Raw genomic sequence first — 16,713 nt, forward strand, 5'->3', positions numbered from 1 at the left:
ATGTCGGCTTCGAACGGGACGATCCGCATCGGTCTGGTCGGCGTCGGCAAGATCGCCCGCGACCAGCACCTGCCGGTCATCGGCGCTTCGCTGGACTACACCCTGACCGCCGTGGCGAGCCGCGAAGGCCGCTTCGAGGGCGTGCCGAACTACCACACGCTGACCGAGATGCTGGCGGGGCAGCCCGACCTGGACGCGGTCGCCCTGTGCCAGCCGCCCCAGGTGCGCTTCTCCGCCGCCCTCGAGGCGATCGAGGCCGGCCGGCACGTCTTCCTGGAGAAGCCCCCCGGGGCGACCCTGGCGGAGGTCGGAATCCTGGTCGAGGCCGCGCGGGCGCGGGGCGTCAGCCTGTTCGCCAGCTGGCACTCCCGCTACGCCCCCGGCGTCGAGCCGGCGCGCCAGTGGCTGTCGGGCCGCCGGATCCGGTCGGTGGCGATCGCCTGGATGGAGGATGTCCGGCACTGGCATCCGAACCAGGCCTGGATCTGGCAGGCCGGGGGCATGGGCGTGTTCGATCCGGGGATCAACGCCCTGTCGATCGCCACCCACATCCTGCCGCCCTTCTTCCTCACCGGCGCGACCCTCTCGGTCCCGGAGAACCGGCAGGCGCCGATCGCCGCCGACCTGAGCTTCGCCGACGCCGCCGGCACCTCGATCCAGGCGGTGTTCGACTGGCGCCAGACCGGCCCGCAGACCTGGGACATCCGCGTCGACACCGAGGACGGCCTGCTGGTGCTCTCGGAAGGCGGCGGCGTCCTCACCATCGACGGCAAGCCGCAGCCGCTGCCGCCGGAGGCCGAATATCGCGGCCTCTACGACCGTTTCGCCGCCCTCGTCCGATCCGGCACGAGCGACGTCGACCTGAACCCGCTGATCCACGTCGCCGACGCTTTCCTGCGCGGCGAGCGCCGCACCGTGGAGGCCTTCACGGACTGACCGGAGGGATCCCGGCGGAACACCAACGCGACAGAGCCAATCAGGGCCGCGCGTTACTAAGGGGGAGTCACTGTTATGGGAAAGTACACGCGATGGGCGGCGCTCGCATTGTGCGCCGCGACACTCTCGGGGGGCATCCGCTCGGCCGAGGCTCAGGATGCGGACGCGCCTGACGGCGGGCCGAGCTTGGTGAACCCGGGCCCGAAGGCGAGCCCGGCCGCGAAGGCCAAGTATCGGGCGAATCGCGCGCGGCGGCGGACCATCCGCGAGTCGCGGAGCGCGGCTGGCGCCAGCAGCGCGGCGGCCTCGATCGACGTGCAGGGCAGCAGCGCGACACCGCCCGGCCTGCCGCCGGGGACGTTCTATCTCGGCAACGGGATCAGCATGATCCTGAACTACACCGGCGAATTCGCCGCGAACCCGTCCGGCGGCATCCGGCAGGGATCGGCCTATGCCGGCCAGGTCGTGTTCGGTCTCGACGCCGACCTCGGCCGGCTCGCCGGGATCGACGGCGGCTCGTTCCACACCATCGTGACCCAGCGTCACGGTCGCAGCCTTGCGCAAGACCGCATCGGCTTCGACGGAAGCGTGCAGGAGATCTACGGCGGCGGCCAGACGGCACACCTCACCTCGGTCTCCTACGAGCAGAAGCTGTTCGACAACCGCCTCGACATCGAGGTCGGCCGCCTATTGGCCAATCCGAACTTCCTTGGCTCGCCGCTCTATTGCAATTTCCAGAACAACGCAACCTGCGGCGCACCGAAATCGATCTTCAAGCTGACAAACTTCACCTATTGGCCGATCTCAACCTGGGGCGCCCATGCCAAGGCCTGGCTCACCGACAAGGTGTTTGTCCATGCCGGCGTCTACGAGGTGAATCCCCGCGACCAGCAGGCCAACCAGAACGGCATCGACTGGTCGACCCGGGGCGCCACCGGCGTCCTGATCCCGGTGGAGGCGGGCTACTCGACCAATTTCGGCAACGACCCGCTCCCGCGCAACTACAGTGTCGGCGTGGTCTTCGATCAGTCCGATTATAAGGATCCGGTCTACGACGTGCGCGGCGGCCTGCGCGTGTTCAGCGATCTCGACCCGCTGACGCGGTTCGGTCGGTCGGCGGTCTATGCCCGGTTCGACCAGATGGTGTGGCGTCCGGATCCGACCAGCGCGCAAGGCCTGTCGGTGTTCGGCGTCGCGTTGGGCGGCACCGGTGGGCGGCAGATCCAGGATTACTTCCTGGAGGGCGGCGCCGTCCTGACCGGCACCTTCCCGGGCCGGCCCTACGACACCCTCGGGTTCGTGTTCGCCATGGAGAAGCTCTCGCCCCTCGGCTCGGCCGGGATCCGGGCGGCCCGGGCTTCCTACGGGCTGAGCAGCCGCAACGTCGACACGCTGCAGACCATCCTCGAGCTGAGCTACGGCATCCAGCTCACCCCGGCGGTGCGGCTGATGCCGAACCTGCAATACGTGATCGGCCCGGATCAGACCCGCTTCCCGCTCCGGCCGAAGCCGATCCCGGACGCCTTCGTCATCGGCGCGAAGCTCTCGGTCGACCTGTTCACGCTGGGCGGCCTGGCCAAGGGCCCGGGGAGCCTCTGACCCCAGGCGCATCACGACACCGCCCGCGACTCCGCCCTCGGCGGGTGCGCGGGCGGATGTGTCAGCCGATCGGCGCGCGCGGAAGCCTTCGTGCGCGCCGATCGCGTTTCAGCGGAGCGCGCTCTGCGCGGGCAAGGAGGGGAGGGCCGGAATATTCGACGCCCCGGTCCGCGCGTGGAACCACGCCCCCGGTCGCAGGTTGTCCTGCAGATTGTAGCTGTTCTAATTCGCAAGAGAGAACGGCACGCCGCCGAACCGACACGGAGCATCCGACATGGCCAGCGCGAACTGCGAGAGCTGCAAGTTCTTCGACGAGCACAAGGGCAACGGCGCGAGCGCCCAGGGCGATGCCGGCCTGTGCCGCTTCAACCCGCCGGTCAGCCAGCCGGCTCCGGAATCCAAGGGCCTGTGGCCGGTCGTCACGACCAACGATTGGTGCGGCCACTTCACGGCCGAGATGACCGCAGCCGAGTAAGCCCAGCGGCCCTCACCGTCGCGGCGCAGTGGCTGCGGCGATGGTGAGGCTGGAGGCGACCCTTTCGACGCCGTCGGACGATCAGGGCCAGCCGCCGAGGCTGGCCCTTTTTCGTGCGCCCGAGCGCGATCAGCGGAATCGGGCTCGGCAGCAGGGCCGGCCCGACAGAACGATCGATCTCCGAACAGACCCATCGGGGGCATACGGTTCTCTCTCGAAGCCGAGCGATGGAGCGAACCCGCGTCGAAAGCGGGCCGCGCGTCCTATCGGGCGGCCATTCGCCGGCGGAGCGCGCAAAACGCGAGATGAAATCACGCTTCCAATCGGCGTTTGCGAGGAGAACATTTTTCTATTCGCGCCGAATTCGAAAAGCGGTTTCATTGACGTTGTGCAGTGCAGCCAGCAATTCTAGCGGCCTATTCGGATAACCGGTCGCGTCACTGCCGCTCGTCATCGAGCAGGACGGCCCGGCATTGTCGCAAGGCTTCTGCAATGACACGACCGAGACTCGTCGGGCTGAGCGCGAATGTTCAGCGGCCGTCCAAGACCCGCACGCTGGTCGACGCGGTGCTGCACGAGGCCTGCGCCCAGGCGACGTTCGACGGGCGCATCTTCGACTTCGTCGATGCCGGCACTGGCCTCGGGGCCGCCTGGACCCGCGATCAGCTGCCGCTGCCGGCCCGCCGGGTGCTCGACGCGATCGAGGAGGCGGACGGGCTCGTGGTCGGCTCGCCGGTCTACAAGGGCGCCTATACCGGCCTGTTCAAGCACCTGTTCGATCTGGTCGATCCCAATGCGCTGGCCGGCAAGCCCGTGGCCATCGTGGCCACCGGCGGCGGCGCCCGCCATGCCCTGGTGGTCGAGCACGCCTTCCGTCCGCTCTTCGGCTTCTTCGGCGCGCTGCAGATCCCGACCGCGGTCTACGCGTCCGACGCGGATTTCAGCGACGGCGTGCTGGTCGAGGCCGGGGTGCGTGCCCGCGCCGCGGAGGCCGGCGCCCAGCTCGCCGCCCTGCTGCTGCACCGGGCGGCCGCCACGACCGGCCCGGCCGAACTCGCCGCCGCCGAGTGAGCCCGGCGATGCTCGACCGCCGCACCTTCCTGGCCGCGTCCCTTGCGGCCGTTCCGGCTCTCCGGGGCGCTCGCGCGGCCGAGCCCGGCCTGCTGCGCATCGGCTACCAGAAGAACGGCATCCTGGTGGTGGCCAAGCAGCAGGGGATCATCGAGCGGCGCCTGGACTCCCTGGGCCACCGGGTGCGCTGGGTCGAGTTCTCGTTCGGTCCGCCCCTGGCCGAGGCCCTGTCCGTCGATGGGCTGGACTTCGGCCTGCTCGGCGACGCGCCGCCGATCTTCGCCCAGGCCGGGCGCTCCAACCTCGTCTACGTGGCGGCCCAGGAAGGGGGCGGTTCCGGCGCCGGGATCCTCCTGCCCAAGGGCTCGACCCTGCGCAGCCTCGCCGACCTGAAGGGCAGGCGCGTCGCCTTCGCCAAGGCGACGAGCGCGCACAACCTCACGGTGGCGGCCCTGGAGAAGGCGGGGCTGAGCTACACCGATATCGAGCCGGTCCTGCTGGCGCCGGCCGATGCCGCGGCGGCCTTCGCCCGCGGCGGCATCGACGCCTGGACGACCTGGGACCCCTATCTCGCCATCGCCGAGGAGCAGGACGGCGTGCGCGTGCTGGCCCTGGCCAGCGAGATCACCCCGCAGAACAATTTCCTCGTCGCGAACCGGGCCTTCGCGGAGGCGCACGGCCCGGTGCTCACCGCGGCGATCGACGCGCTGGGCGAGGTGGCGGCTTGGTGCCGGCAGAACCGCGGCGACGTCGCCGCGATCCTGTCGCAGGGCACCGGCGTGCCGCTGCCGGCCACTCGGCGGGCGGTGGACCGCAACGATTTCGTGATCGGCCCGATGACCGCGCGCGTCACCGCCGAGCAGCAGGCCATCGCCGACCGGTTCTACGCCCTGAAGCTGATCCCGAAGCCGATCCACGTCGCCGAAGCGGTCTGGACGGCACCCGCCCGCAATGGCTGAGCGCATGCCCGATCGTCCGTCCTCCCCAAGCCCGTTCGGGCTCGCGCCGACCCGTCGCCGCCTCCTGTCCGCGGGGCTCGGCCTCGCGGCGGCCAGTACCCTGCGCCCGGCCCTGGCCGCGGGCGGCACCGTCCGGGTCGGCTACCAGAAATACGGCTCCCTCGTGCTGCTGAAGGGTCGCGGCACCCTCGAGACGGCGCTCCAGCCCCTCGGCTACACGGTGGCGTGGTCGGAATTCCCGTCCGGGCCGCCGCTGATGGAGGCCCTGAATGCTGGGGCGGTGGATTTCGGCTCGGCCGGCGAGGCGCCCCCGATCTTCGCGCAGGCCGCGAGCGCGGAGCTGCGCTACGTCGCCACCGAGCCGCCGGCTCCCCGGGGCGAGGCGATCCTGGTGCCCAAGGACAGCCCGGTCCGCAGCGTCGCCGACCTGCGCGGCCGGACGCTCGCCCTGAACAAGGGCTCGAACGTCCACTTCCTGGTGGTGCGGGCGCTGGAGCAGGCCGGCCTGCCCTACGACGCGGTGAAGTTCGCCTTCCTGGCCCCGGCCGACGCCAACGCCGCCTTCGTGCGCGGATCGGTCGACGCCTGGGCGATCTGGGATCCCTATCTCGCCGCCGCCGAGCGGGCCACCGGCGCCCGGGTGCTGGCGGATGCGCAGGGCCTCGCGCCCAACCGCCAATTCTACCTGTCCCGCCGCGGCTTCACAGATGCCAATTCGGAGATCGTCGCGATTGTCCTCAAGGCGATCGGGGAGGTCGATACCTGGGCGGCCGGCCATGCCGAGACCGTGGCGGCGGAACTTGCGCCCTCCGTGGGCATTCCAGCCCCCGTGCTCCGCGTCGCCCTCGACCGCTTGTCCTACGGGGTCACACCCCTGGATGCCGCGGCGGTGGCCGACCAGCAGCGGGTGGCCGACGCCTTCCATAGCCTCGGCCTGCTGCCGAAGCCGATCCGCGTGGCCGACGCGGTCTGGACACAGCCCGAGCGCCGGGCGGAGAACCGTTGATGCGACCGACTGCCCTCGACCGCCTGCGCGATACCGCCGTGCCCTGGCTCCTGCCGGTCGCGATCCTGCTGGGCTGGCAGGCCGCGGTCTCCGCCGGCCTCGTCTCCAACCGGTTCATGCCGGCGCCCCTGGACGTGGTCCGGGCGGGCTGGGAGGCCGGGCGCACCGGTGAGCTCTGGACCAACCTCTGGGTCAGCACCCTGCGGGCCCTGTCGGGCTTCGCGGTGGGCGGCGGCATCGGCTTCGCGCTGGGCCTCGCCAACGGTCTCTCCCGCCTGTCGGAACAGCTGACCGACACCTCGGTGCAGATGGTGCGCAACGTGCCCCATCTGTCGCTGATCCCGCTGGTGATCCTGTGGTTCGGGATCGGTGAGGAGGCCAAGCTGTTCCTGGTGGCGCTCGGCGTGTTCTTCCCGATCTACGCCAACACCCTGCACGGCATCCGCTCGGTGGACCCGGCGCTGGTGGAGATGGGCCGCGTCTACGGCATGTCGCGGACCGAGCTGTTCACCAAGGTGGTGCTGCCCGGCGCCCTGCCGTCGATCTTCGTCGGCCTGCGCTACGCGCTCGGCATCATGTGGCTGACGCTGATCGTCGCCGAGACGATCTCCGCCTCGTCGGGGCTCGGCTACATGGCCATGCAGGCCCGCGAGTTCATGCTGGTCGACGTCGTGGTGCTGGCGATCCTGATCTACGCCGCCCTGGGCAAGCTCGCGGACGCGCTGACGCGCCAGCTCGAGCGCGCCTGCCTCGCCTGGAACCCCGCCTACAGGAGCGCCTGATGCTGCTCGACGCCCTTCGCCGCGAGGCCCCGACCGATCTCGTCCCGGAGACCCGGGTCGCCGACGCGCCCCCTGCGCCGGCGCCTCGACCGACGGACGCTACCGGCCGCGGCATCGCCGTGACGGCCCGCGACCTGCGCAAGAGCTTCGACGGCCACGCCGTCATCGAGGGGCTCGACCTGTACCTGCCGGCCGGCGGCTTCACCGCCGTGGTCGGGCGCTCCGGCTGCGGCAAGAGCACCCTGCTGCGGCTGATCCTCGGGCTGGAGACGCCCACCGGCGGCCGGATCGTCCTGGAAGGGCCGCAGGCCGGCCCGCGCCGGAGCGAGCCGCCGAAGCGGATCATGTTCCAGGAGCCGCGCCTGCTGCCCTGGGCCCGGGTCGTCGACAACGTCGCGGTCGGCCTCTCCGGCCACGGCTCCCGGGCCGAGCGCCGGGAGCGGGCGCTGGCGGCCCTGGCCGAGGTCGGCCTGGCCGACAAGGCGGGACAATGGCCCGCGACCCTCTCGGGCGGCCAGCGTCAGCGCGTGGCACTCGCCCGGGCGCTGGTGAGCCGGCCAGGCCTGCTGGCGCTCGACGAGCCCCTCGGCGCCCTCGACGCGCTGACCCGCATCGGCATGCAGGACCTGATCGAGCGGATCTGGCTGTCGCAGGGCTTCACCGCGCTGCTCGTCACCCACGACGTCGCCGAGGCGGTGGCGCTCGCCGACCGCATCCTGGTGGTCGAGGCCGGCCGCATCGCCCTCGACCTGCGGGTCGACGTGCCGCGCCCGCGCCGGCGCGGCGATCCGGATCTGGCGCGCCTCGAAGGGCGTATCCTCGATCATCTGCTCGGCGCGCAGCCGACCCTCTGACCGCGGGCCGCCGTTTCCCGGAAGCGGCGGCCTGCCCTAGCTCTTGGTGATCGCCGGATGCGAGAAGTCGGATCCGGCTTTTCCGCATCCGGCTCACGGCCGCAATGGAGACCCCGATGACCGCGACGAATGACGGGCGCGCCGACGTCCTCTGGTTCCTGCCGACCCACGGCGATGGCCGCTATCTCGGCGCCCAGGAAGGGGCCCGCGAAGTCTCGATCGACTACCTCCGGCAGATCGCCCAGGGCGCCGACGAGCTCGGCTATTACGGCGTGCTGCTGCCGACCGGGCGCTCCTGTGAGGATTCCTGGATCGTCGCCTCGGCGCTGGCGCCGCTCACCAAGCGGCTGCGCTTCCTGGTGGCGGTGCGGCCCGGCCTGATGGAGCCGTCCGCGGCGGCCCGCATGACCGCGACGCTCGATCGGGTCTCGGACGGGCGCCTCCTGATCAACGTCGTCACCGGCGGCGATCCGGTGGAGCTGGCCGGCGACGGCGTGTTCCTGTCCCACGACGAGCGCTACGCCGTCACCGACGAGTTCCTGACGATCTGGCGCGGCCTGCTCTCGGGCGAGACCGTGACCTTCCAGGGCAAGCACCTGCGCACCGAGAACGGCCGGGTGATCTTCCCGCCGGTGCAGAAGCCCTATCCGCCGCTCTACTTCGGCGGCTCGTCGCCGGCCGGGATGGAGGTCGCGGCCGAGCATTGCGACGTCTACCTCACCTGGGGCGAGCCCCCGGCCCAGGTCGCGGAGAAGATCGCCGCCGCCCGTCAGGCCGCGGAGGCCAAGGGCAAGACCTTCTCGTACGGCATCCGCCTGCACGTGATCGCCCGGGAGACCGAGGCCGAGGCCTGGGACGCCGCAGAGAAGCTGATCTCGAAGCTCGACGACGCCACCATCGCCAAGGCTCAGGAGACCCTGAAGCGGCAGGATTCGGTCGGCCAGAGCCGCATGATGGCGCTGCACGGCGGCAACCGCGACAAGCTCGTGGTCTCCCCCAACCTCTGGGCCGGGGTCGGGCTGGTGCGCGGCGGCGCCGGCACGGCGCTCGTCGGCTCGGCCGATCAGGTCGCCGACCGGATGAAGGAATATATCGACCTCGGGATCGACCGGTTCATCCTCTCGGGCTACCCGCATCTGGAGGAGGCCTACCGCTTCGCCGAGCTGGTCTTCCCGAAGCTGCCTCTGCGCGCCACCACGGGCCGACCCACGGGCAACGCCCGCAACGACGGCCCGTTCGGCGAGATCATCGCCAACGATCTCGTACCCGCCCGTCGCGTCGGGGCGCACTGAGGCAGCGTCCCGACCTGCCGCGCCTGCGCGGGAATCGCCGCGTCACCGATCGGATGGCGGGCGGGAAACCGGGTTTCCGGAGGGCCGGACGCCCTTCGGCGGCGTTCGGGGCGTGCTACCCCGAACGCCGGGCGACGCCCTGACGCAGGGCTCCACCCAGCCATCGCAGGAGGGCCATGACCTTCTGAAACCAAGGCTTTCCCGGCCGAAGTCGCCCGTGGACAGCGGGAAGAGCGGGGATGGCGCAGGTTCGGCACATCCGCGCCAAAGTCACGCCATCCTTGGCGCCCAGGTGCCGCGCCTATCACCGCGCGGCCCGCTCGCGCGATCACCGGATAGCGACAAGGACATCCATGACCTCGACCAAGGCGGTCCTCCTGACCATCGGCCTGTGCCTCGGCCCGGTTGCCGCACACGCCGAGCAATCCCCGGCCCGCGAGGCGCTCAAGCAATACTGCACCGGCGACTACATGGATTATTGCAGCGCCTACGCGCCCGGCGGCCCCGAGGTCGAGGCCTGCTTCAAGGCGAACATGAAGAACCTGTCGCCCGGCTGCTCCGCGGCGATCACCGCCTACAAGCAGGAGAAGCGGGCGACCAAGCGCGTCAGCGAAGTGCGCTGAGGCCGCCGCTGCCGTACCTGTCGGGTCGGCATCCCGTTCTCGCGCGCATAGCGAAGCACCCCGGCGTGGCACAGCGCTCGGGCGTGTCGCGCTGCCCCGGGTCTCTGCGCTCCGCGCGTGATGACGGCGACCGTGAAATTCTTTGAGCCCGTCGCGATGGCCCCGTGAGCGGCGAAGAGTGAGATATTTTCCGCCGATCATGTGAATGCGATCGCAATAGTGCACGACATGCGTCGGTTATTAATTGAGTTCGACTTATGTCGAAGATATAGCTGTTCAACTTTACTTTGTAAGCACTGCAAAGAATTTCGAAACATCGGGACCGTGACATTCCTGCACTTTCCGAGATCGGGCGCGGCCTTAGCCTCCGCGGTGCCGAAAATCGGAGATTGCCTCGTATCCACTGCACGTTGTTTCGCGAAGAATCCTCTCACGCGCGCGCTCGTCCTGGCCGTTCTGGCGGCGAGCGTGGCCGCCTGCGCGACCACGCCGCCGGCTCAGCCGGTGCCGCTGATCAAGAAGGGCTGAGCACCGCGTCCCGACGGGCGCAGGTTTTCCCTCGGGACGACAACTACGCGCCGCCCCGGATCCGGGGCGGCGCCCTCGGCCGGCATCACCGCACGGCGATCCCCAGCGGGGCGCCGCGGCAATTGAGATGGGCCGGATTGGTGGAGACCACCCCGGCATTGCAGCCGCCCTGCAGGCCGACATAGAGCGGCGTCCCGCCCGCACCGGCGCTCGCCAGGTAGCCGATCGGCCGCGTGCCGGCGTCGAGATGGCGCGGGTTGTTGGTGACCAAGCCGGCATCGAGCCCGGCCGCGGTGCCGGCATAGACCGGCGTGTCGGCGGGCGAGGAGGGCTGCGCCAGGGTGGCGCCGATCGGGGCCGTGGCGCAGCCCTTGTAGCCTGGGTCGATCGTCACCTCGCCGGCATTGCAGCCCTGCTGCGTCCCGACATAGAGCGCCACGCCCGGAGCCCGCGCGGCCGGCGGGGCCGCCGCCTGAGGTGCCGGGGCGGGGTCGGCGGGGAGGGGAGGCGCCCGCCCGCCGGTGAGGGCCGCCTGTAGGGCGACGAGGCCAGCCCGGACATCCTGCAGGGTGCCGACCACCACGTAGCAGGTGTAGCTGTGCGCGCCTGCCGGGACGTTGTTCTCCCGGAAGACGCAGTTCCACTTCACGGTGGCGTTGCCCGGCCCCGGAAGGGTCGCGAAGTTGAACCGGCCGTACCCGGCATTCGGCACGGTCGCCTGGGGGAGGGCGGGGCTGTAGACACCCATCGCCCGGGAGCCGTCGGGGGTCGCCAGGATCACCGGCACGCCCTGCTCGCCCGGCCCGGCCGAGAGCGGCGCGGACTGGCCCGTCGCCGGGTCGAGGTTCCAGAACGCCGTGAAGTCCGGCGGCATGTAGGCGGTCGCCGCCTCGAAGGTCGCCGATTCGTGGGGTTGCGCCGTGATGTAGGTGGCGCGGTACGCGATGGCGTTGGCCACGCCCGCCGCGCCCAGGGTGACGGTCTTGGCCAGGACGTCGTCCGAACGAGGCCCGGCATGGGGCCCGGGGCCCTTCGGGCAGCTGCCGGTGACGCGGCCCGGCTCGATCCAGTAGGCCATCTGCGACCGCGTCTGGAGCGTGTCCGGACCCCGTTTCAGCTCCGTCAGCAGGGTCGTGCTGCGCGGGCCCGTGCCGTCGGAATCGCTGCCCGCCTCGGTCGGGTTCAGGCACTCGCCGTAGCCGTCGTAGGACGAGGCCGATTGCAGCTCGCGGCCGTGGTCGTGGGCGTTGATGAACTCGGTGCCGCCCCAGGTCAGGCTGTCGATCGCGCCGCCGGTCCGAGACGAGACGCCGACCGTGATCGGGGATCCGTTGAACACCCGGCTGATCGTCGCCCGGCCGCCGGGCTCGGGCCAGGCGATGGACGGCGCATCCTCGGCCTGCGCGGCCCCGGCGAGGCCGACGAGCAGGAGCGCGGCGCGCAGGGGACGGGGCAGGGGGGTCGAGGCGGACATCGGCGGCTCCTGTGAGGCGCCGGCTTAGAGCATGAGGCGGGGGAGGGGAATCCTACCTCATGATCGTGAGGCCCAGCAAAGAGATAGCCCAGTGGCCCGGCCAGGATCGCGTTCCCGCATGGTTCAGAGCGCACAAGACCTAATTGAAACCTGGGCAGTACCGCCTTATCCCCTGACCGTCAGCACGATAATTTAAGCTTCGGACTGCCATCAGATTAGAAGGCTGCGGGCAAGCCTGATTCCCGAAATTCCGCGACGCCTGTGCGTGCGACATCCGGGGATCTGCTGCACCGGCCTGGGATACATCTTCGGAATGCGGATGCCGTGCCGATGACAACCACCGATTTGGCTTCCGCCAGCGGCAGACGGACCGCCGAGGGGCGCGAGGCGCTGATGCGCACGGCGCGCACGATCGCGGCGGCGGCCGTCGCCGCCATGGTGCTGCTCCTCGATCTCATCAGCTTCTCGCAGCTGATCTTTTCCGGCCCGCTGGCGGAGAGCCGGGTCGCCGGGATGTCGGCGATGCTGGCGGCCTACGTGCTGGGCAGCCTCGTCTTCGTCGCGCTGCGGCGGACCGTGGTGGTGTCGCTGTCCTTCATCGGGGCGGCCGCGATCGTGCAGGCGGCCATCGCCGCCGCGGTGGCCGGCGCGCTGCGGGATTCGGGCATCACCGATCCCGCCACGGTGGGCCGGATCGTGCTCGTCGCCTGCGGCGTCTCGACCTTCGCGACCGGCCTCGTCTTCGCGCTGCTCGGCACGCTGCGCGCCTCGCTGCTGGCGCAGCTCCTGCCCTACCCGGTCCTGACGGGCTTCCTCGGCGGCGTCGGGCTGCTGTTCCTGCGCAGCGGCGTGCAGATCGGCGCGCATCTCGACGATCCCGCCGCCGCGATTCTCGGACTGCTCGACCCGGCAGCCCTCGACCCGAGCCGGATCGATCCCGGAGCGCTCGGGCGCATCGCCCTGACCTTCGTCATCGGGTTCTGCGCCTTCTACCTGCCCCGGCGGATCAAGCACTGGAGCACCTACCCGACGGTCATCCTGGCGAGTCTGGTGGTCGTCCATCTCGGCCTGGCCTGGCAGGGCATCGACACGGCGGCCGCCCAGGCGGCCGGATGGCTGATCGAGGCGCTGCCCTCGGGATCCCTGCTGCAGGCCCCGGCGGTTCTCGCGCTCCAGGCCCTCGACCCCGCGCTGCTCCTGCCGATCCTGCCCCGGATCGCCACCGAGATCGTCGTCGCGGTCATCATCCAGATCCTCTACGTCATCAGCGTCGAGCTGGAGATGCGGCGCGAGCTCAACATCGACCGGATGTTCGTGGCCTCGGGCGCGGCCAACCTGGTCGGGAGCCTGTTCGGCAGCCCCGCCATGGGCTTCGGCCGGACCTCGACCCTGCTGCTGCACAATATCGGCGGGAGCCATTGGCTCGGCTGGTGGCTGACGCTGGCCGTGATGGCGGCGCTGCTGGTGTTCGGCGCGAGCCCGCTGGCGCTGCTGCCGCGCCCGCTCGCCGGAGGCGCCCTGATCGCCATCGGTCTCGGGCTGCTGGTTAACCTCGCGCTGGCCTGCCGCACCTTTCCGGTCTGGGAGACCGGCATCGCCCTGGCGGTGTGCGGGGCGACCGCCCTGTTCGGTGCCACCGTGGGCTTCCTGGTCGGCGTCGTGCTGGCGATCCTGATCTTCGCGGTCCAGTACGGCCAGATCCCGGCGGTGCGCCGGGATCTGGCCGGCTCGGAGCGGCGCAGCAGCATCATCCGCGCGCCCGACACCGCCGAACTGCTGCGCGAATCCGGCCACCGGACGCGGATCTACGCCCTGCAGGGCTACCTCTTCTTCCTCAACGCGCAGACGATCTATCGCCGGATTGCCGCGGAACCCGGGACCCTGCGCACCCTGATCCTGGATTTCCGCGATTGCGTCGGGCTCGACAGCTCGGCCCTGATCGCGTTCCGCAAGATCAGCCAGCTCGCCGAGCAGCGCGGCTTCGACGTGCTGCTGGTCCATCTGAGCCCGGCGGCCCGCCAGCAGGTCGCGCGCGGCGGTCTCGCCGGAGCGCGGCTGCGGATGCGTGACACCCTGGACGAGGCCCTGCGCGAGGCGGAGGCGACGCTGCTGGCCGAGGCCGGCATCGGCGGGGAGGGCGCCGTCGCGCTGTTTGCCGAGCACATGGCCGACCGGCTCGGCTGCCCCCTCGCGCCGGCCGATTTCGCGCCCTATCTCGGCCTCCGCACCCTCGCGGCCGGGGAGGCCCTGCTCCGCCAGGGCGAGGCGGCCGACACCCTGTACTTCCTCGAACAGGGCGTCGTCTCCATCGAGATGGAGGTGCCCGGCCGCCCCAACCTGCGCCTGCGCACCACCACGGCCGGCACGGTGATCGGCGAGATCGGCCTCGTGCAGGGCGGACGGCGCACCGCCACCGCCATCGCCGAGAGCCCCTGCCGGGTTGTCGGCGTCGACCGGGCCGCGCTGGCCCGGATGGAACGGGAGCGCCCGGACCTCGCCCTGTCCCTGCAGCGCTTCCTGATCCTGGAGCTCGCCGGCAAGGTCGCCGACACCAATCTGCTGCTGGAGGCCGAGCTGACCTGAGGCGCCCGGGGGATCAGGCCGCCGCCAGCAATGCGGCGAGCCCGATATGGGTCACCTGGTGCAGGAACTGATCGATCCCGATCAGCCACCAGAACCGGGCATCGGTGGTCGCGAAGCGGGCCCGCTGGCAGATTACGGCCTTGCCGCGGTCGATCGCCGTGTGGATCACGAAATCCACGGGCGCCAGCCACCACAGGGCCGGCTTGACCGCCAGGGCGATCAGCAGGGTCCCGAACCCGTGCAGGCCGGTATGGGCGCAGAGCGGCCCGGCCCAGGCGGACGCCCGCTCCTTGCCCTGCGCCATCCAGTTGGTCTGAAGGAGGAAATCGGCCGCGAGGTGCTTCACCGCGAAGGCGACGAGCAGGAGCGCGAAGGCCCCCACCGGAACGGGCGTGTCGACGGACGGCATTCCGGCCCTGTCTCTCCTGGCGGAACCGCGCGGGGCGATCCGATCCCGCGCCGCGAATCGTAGCACCCTTCCATACACCCGCGCTGTGTCCCGCCCTTGTGATGGCTCGCACAGGCCATCACCGGACACGGGGCGAAACGGGGTTTTCAAAAGACCCCGGCCCTCCGCCCTAAACCGTGAGGACGACGCGCCCCGTCGTGCGTCCGCCTTCGAGGTCGGCATAGGCCCGGGCCGCGTCCCGGAGGTCGTATTCGGCTCCGATCGGGCTGGTCAGGCCGTCTTGCAGGGCCGCGATCAGGTCGGCGCTGCCGCGGCGGTACAGGTCGGGATCGTTGGCATAGGCGAGCACGCTCGGCCGTATCAGCGCGACCGGGCGGCCGGCTCCCAGGGTCTCGACCCGGAACGGCGGAATCGGTCCGGCCGGCTGGCCGAGGCTCGCCACGATCCCGAACGGCCGGACCGCCGCGAAGGTCCGGGCCAGCATGCCGCCGCCGATGCCGTCGATCGCCAGATGCACCCCCTGCCCATCCGCCAGGATCCGCGTCCGCTCGGGCCAGTCGCCCTCGCCGTGCAGGAAGACCGCATCGGCTCCGGCCTCCAGGGCCGGCACGCGCTTTCCCGCGGAACCGACCGTGCCGACCACATGCGCGCCGAGGCGCTTCGCCCAGCGGGTGACGATCTGGCCGAGCCCGCCCGCGGCGGCATGGACGAGGATCCAGTCGCCGGGTCCGACCGCCCGGACCGTGTGCAGCAGCATGTGGGCGGTCAGGCCGCGCAGCATCGTGCCGCCGACGACGCGATCGGGGAGGGCGTCGGGCAGCCGCACCAGACGTTCCGCCGGCAGGATCCGGGCCTCGGCATAGGCGCCCATCGGTGCGCCGTGATAGGCGACCCGGTCGCCAGGCTTCAGCGACGTGACCTCCGGCCCGACGGCCTCGACCGTCCCGGCCCCCTCGAATCCCAGCACCGCCGGATAGGTGTCGAGCGGGTAGAGGCCGGTTCGAAAGTAAATGTCGACGAAATTCACGCCGATCACGGATTGGCGGATGCGGACCTGCCCCGCCCCAGGCTCGCCCGGGTCGATCGCGCTCGCCGTCAGGACTTCCGGCGCGCCGGGTTCGCTCATCATCATCGCTGTCGTCATGGTTCATCTCCTGCCCGGGCAGCGAACCGCGTTTTGATCTGTGAGAGAATTCGGGATCTCTTCACCGGCCTCGTGCAGAACTGCACCGATGGTCGATTGGCAGGATCTCCACCACTTCGCAGTGCTCGCGCAGGCCGGCTCGCTCTCGGCCGCGGCGCGGGAACTCGGGGTCGATCACGCGACGATCGGCCGGCGGGTCGCGTCCCTCGAGGACGCCCTGGCGCTGCGGCTGATCGAGCGCCTGCCGCGCCGGGTCGCGCTGACCCCGGAGGGTATCGCCATCGCGGCCTTGGCGTCGGAGATCGCCGGAACCGTGCAGGCGATCGAGCGCCGTGCCCGGGGCTACGCCGAGGCGCCTGTCGCGACGGTCCGGATCAGCGCGCCGCCCGCCGTCGCGGCCCGCCTGATCGCGCCGCAGGTGGCGGGCTTCCATCGGGCGCATCCCGGCATCACCCTGGTCCTGTCCGGCGCCGCCAGGATCGCGGCGCTCGATCGCGGGGAGGCGGAGATCGCCGTGCGGCTGACGCGCCCCGACGATCCGGATCTCCTGATCCGCCGGATCGGCGCGATGCGGTTCGGGCTCTACGCGACCCCGGACGAGGCGGCGAAGCCTCCGTCGGACTGGACCTTCATCGGCTACGATTCCGCCCTGGAGCACGTCCCTCAGCAGGCCTGGCTGCGGAGCCTGCTGGCCGGCCGGCCGATCGTGTTTCAGGCGAGCGACCTGTTCGGTCAGCAGGAGGCGGCCCGAGCCGGCCTCGGCGCCGTGGTCCTGCCCCGCTTCCTCGGGGACGGGGATTCGGCCCTGGTCCGCCTCCCGGTCGAGGGGATGCCGCCATCCCGGGACATCTGGCTCGTCACCTATCCCGACCTCAAGCGCTCGCCCGTGATTCGCGCAGCGCTGGCGTTTCTGGCGCGGGTGATCGGCCAGGGATGTCCGGTGACTGCGCGAGCGGACGAGATCGGGGCGCCATAACC

At 71.0% G+C, this 16,713-nt stretch carries 15 protein-coding genes; 12 read left to right on the forward strand and 3 right to left on the reverse strand.

The window, feature by feature from the left end:
• The 10 genes from LGR69_RS05085 (at position 1) to LGR69_RS05130 (ending at position 9,597) form a co-directional block, all read left to right on the forward strand.
• Positions 1–936 carry a Gfo/Idh/MocA family protein gene (locus tag LGR69_RS05085; protein ID WP_230365361.1) on the forward strand — a complete coding sequence of 312 codons (936 nt, stop codon included), beginning with the start codon at positions 1–3 and terminating at the stop codon, positions 934–936.
• Positions 937–1,011: 75 nt separating this feature from the next.
• A complete protein-coding gene (locus LGR69_RS05090; protein ID WP_007558001.1) occupies positions 1,012–2,535 on the forward strand; it encodes a carbohydrate porin in 1,524 nt (507 codons plus the stop codon).
• 274 nt (positions 2,536–2,809) lie between these two features.
• A complete protein-coding gene (locus LGR69_RS05095; protein WP_050735995.1) occupies positions 2,810–3,010 on the forward strand; it encodes a hypothetical protein in 201 nt (66 codons plus the stop codon).
• A 492-nt stretch (positions 3,011–3,502) separates the two neighbouring features.
• Positions 3,503–4,081, forward strand: a complete 579-nt coding sequence (gene msuE, locus LGR69_RS05100; RefSeq protein ID WP_091865129.1) for an FMN reductase — start codon at positions 3,503–3,505, stop codon at positions 4,079–4,081.
• A gap of 8 nt (positions 4,082–4,089) precedes the next feature.
• The gene (locus tag LGR69_RS05105) at positions 4,090–5,040 is read left to right on the forward strand and encodes an aliphatic sulfonate ABC transporter substrate-binding protein (RefSeq protein WP_230365362.1); all 951 of its coding nucleotides are present in this window, start codon (positions 4,090–4,092) and stop codon (positions 5,038–5,040) included.
• Positions 5,033–6,046, forward strand: coding sequence for a sulfonate ABC transporter substrate-binding protein (locus LGR69_RS05110; protein WP_007557994.1), 1,014 nt, complete (start codon positions 5,033–5,035; stop codon positions 6,044–6,046). Before LGR69_RS05105 ends, LGR69_RS05110 begins: the two co-directional genes overlap by 8 nt.
• Positions 6,046–6,828: an aliphatic sulfonate ABC transporter permease SsuC gene (gene ssuC / locus LGR69_RS05115; protein ID WP_007557992.1), complete on the forward strand. Its 783-nt coding sequence runs from the start codon at positions 6,046–6,048 to the stop codon at positions 6,826–6,828. The genes LGR69_RS05110 and ssuC overlap by 1 nt, the downstream gene beginning before the upstream one ends.
• A complete protein-coding gene (locus tag LGR69_RS05120) occupies positions 6,828–7,682 on the forward strand; it encodes an ABC transporter ATP-binding protein (protein ID WP_230365364.1) in 855 nt (284 codons plus the stop codon). The genes ssuC and LGR69_RS05120 overlap by 1 nt, the downstream gene beginning before the upstream one ends.
• A 116-nt stretch (positions 7,683–7,798) precedes the next feature.
• On the forward strand, positions 7,799–8,974 hold the full coding sequence (ssuD, locus tag LGR69_RS05125) for an FMNH2-dependent alkanesulfonate monooxygenase (protein WP_007557989.1): 1,176 nt from the start codon (positions 7,799–7,801) through the stop codon (positions 8,972–8,974).
• Between the two features lie 353 nt (positions 8,975–9,327).
• Positions 9,328–9,597 (forward strand): hypothetical protein, encoded by a 270-nt coding sequence (locus LGR69_RS05130; protein ID WP_007557987.1) that lies wholly within the window; start codon positions 9,328–9,330, stop codon positions 9,595–9,597.
• 613 nt (positions 9,598–10,210) lie between these two features.
• Here the strand turns inward: LGR69_RS05130 and LGR69_RS05135 are convergent.
• Positions 10,211–11,599 carry a hypothetical protein gene (locus tag LGR69_RS05135; protein WP_230365365.1) on the reverse strand — a complete coding sequence of 463 codons (1,389 nt, stop codon included), beginning with the start codon at positions 11,597–11,599 and terminating at the stop codon, positions 10,211–10,213.
• 330 nt (positions 11,600–11,929) lie between these two features.
• Between LGR69_RS05135 and LGR69_RS05140 the strand changes: the two genes are divergently transcribed.
• Entirely contained in the window at positions 11,930–14,182 is a 2,253-nt protein-coding gene (locus LGR69_RS05140) for an SLC26A/SulP transporter family protein (RefSeq protein WP_230365366.1), read from the forward strand.
• A 13-nt stretch (positions 14,183–14,195) separates the two neighbouring features.
• On the opposite strand, the gene LGR69_RS05145 is transcribed toward LGR69_RS05140, so the two are convergent.
• Positions 14,196–14,591: a DUF3307 domain-containing protein gene (locus LGR69_RS05145; protein ID WP_230365367.1), complete on the reverse strand. Its 396-nt coding sequence runs from the start codon at positions 14,589–14,591 to the stop codon at positions 14,196–14,198.
• A gap of 169 nt (positions 14,592–14,760) precedes the next feature.
• On the reverse strand, positions 14,761–15,735 hold the full coding sequence (locus LGR69_RS05150; protein ID WP_230365368.1) for a quinone oxidoreductase family protein: 975 nt from the start codon (positions 15,733–15,735) through the stop codon (positions 14,761–14,763).
• Between the two features lie 88 nt (positions 15,736–15,823).
• Between LGR69_RS05150 and LGR69_RS05155 the strand changes: the two genes are divergently transcribed.
• A complete protein-coding gene (locus LGR69_RS05155; protein ID WP_230365369.1) occupies positions 15,824–16,711 on the forward strand; it encodes a LysR family transcriptional regulator in 888 nt (295 codons plus the stop codon).
• The last annotated feature ends 2 nt before the right edge of the window (positions 16,712–16,713 follow it).

This window comes from Methylobacterium brachiatum, assembly GCF_020523825.1.
Classification (GTDB): Bacteria; Pseudomonadota; Alphaproteobacteria; order Rhizobiales; family Beijerinckiaceae; genus Methylobacterium; species Methylobacterium brachiatum.

What these genes read in the sequence shown, in the direction of transcription:
- LGR69_RS05110 (WP_007557994.1), top strand. Translation starts at nt 5,033, where the DNA reads ATGGCTGAGCGCATGCCCGATCGTCCGTCCTCCCCAAGCCCGTTCGGG.
- msuE (WP_091865129.1), top strand. Translation starts at nt 3,503, where the DNA reads ATGACACGACCGAGACTCGTCGGGCTGAGCGCGAATGTTCAGCGGCCG.
- LGR69_RS05140 (WP_230365366.1), top strand. Translation starts at nt 11,930, where the DNA reads ATGACAACCACCGATTTGGCTTCCGCCAGCGGCAGACGGACCGCCGAG.
- LGR69_RS05120 (WP_230365364.1), top strand. Translation starts at nt 6,828, where the DNA reads ATGCTGCTCGACGCCCTTCGCCGCGAGGCCCCGACCGATCTCGTCCCG.
- LGR69_RS05150 (WP_230365368.1), bottom strand. Translation starts at nt 15,735, where the DNA reads ATGACGACAGCGATGATGATGAGCGAACCCGGCGCGCCGGAAGTCCTG.
- LGR69_RS05095 (WP_050735995.1), top strand. Translation starts at nt 2,810, where the DNA reads ATGGCCAGCGCGAACTGCGAGAGCTGCAAGTTCTTCGACGAGCACAAG.
- LGR69_RS05130 (WP_007557987.1), top strand. Translation starts at nt 9,328, where the DNA reads ATGACCTCGACCAAGGCGGTCCTCCTGACCATCGGCCTGTGCCTCGGC.
- LGR69_RS05085 (WP_230365361.1), top strand. Translation starts at nt 1, where the DNA reads ATGTCGGCTTCGAACGGGACGATCCGCATCGGTCTGGTCGGCGTCGGC.
- LGR69_RS05105 (WP_230365362.1), top strand. Translation starts at nt 4,090, where the DNA reads ATGCTCGACCGCCGCACCTTCCTGGCCGCGTCCCTTGCGGCCGTTCCG.
- LGR69_RS05145 (WP_230365367.1), bottom strand. Translation starts at nt 14,591, where the DNA reads ATGCCGTCCGTCGACACGCCCGTTCCGGTGGGGGCCTTCGCGCTCCTG.
- LGR69_RS05135 (WP_230365365.1), bottom strand. Translation starts at nt 11,599, where the DNA reads ATGTCCGCCTCGACCCCCCTGCCCCGTCCCCTGCGCGCCGCGCTCCTG.
- LGR69_RS05155 (WP_230365369.1), top strand. Translation starts at nt 15,824, where the DNA reads ATGGTCGATTGGCAGGATCTCCACCACTTCGCAGTGCTCGCGCAGGCC.
- LGR69_RS05090 (WP_007558001.1), top strand. Translation starts at nt 1,012, where the DNA reads ATGGGAAAGTACACGCGATGGGCGGCGCTCGCATTGTGCGCCGCGACA.
- ssuC (WP_007557992.1), top strand. Translation starts at nt 6,046, where the DNA reads ATGCGACCGACTGCCCTCGACCGCCTGCGCGATACCGCCGTGCCCTGG.
- ssuD (WP_007557989.1), top strand. Translation starts at nt 7,799, where the DNA reads ATGACCGCGACGAATGACGGGCGCGCCGACGTCCTCTGGTTCCTGCCG.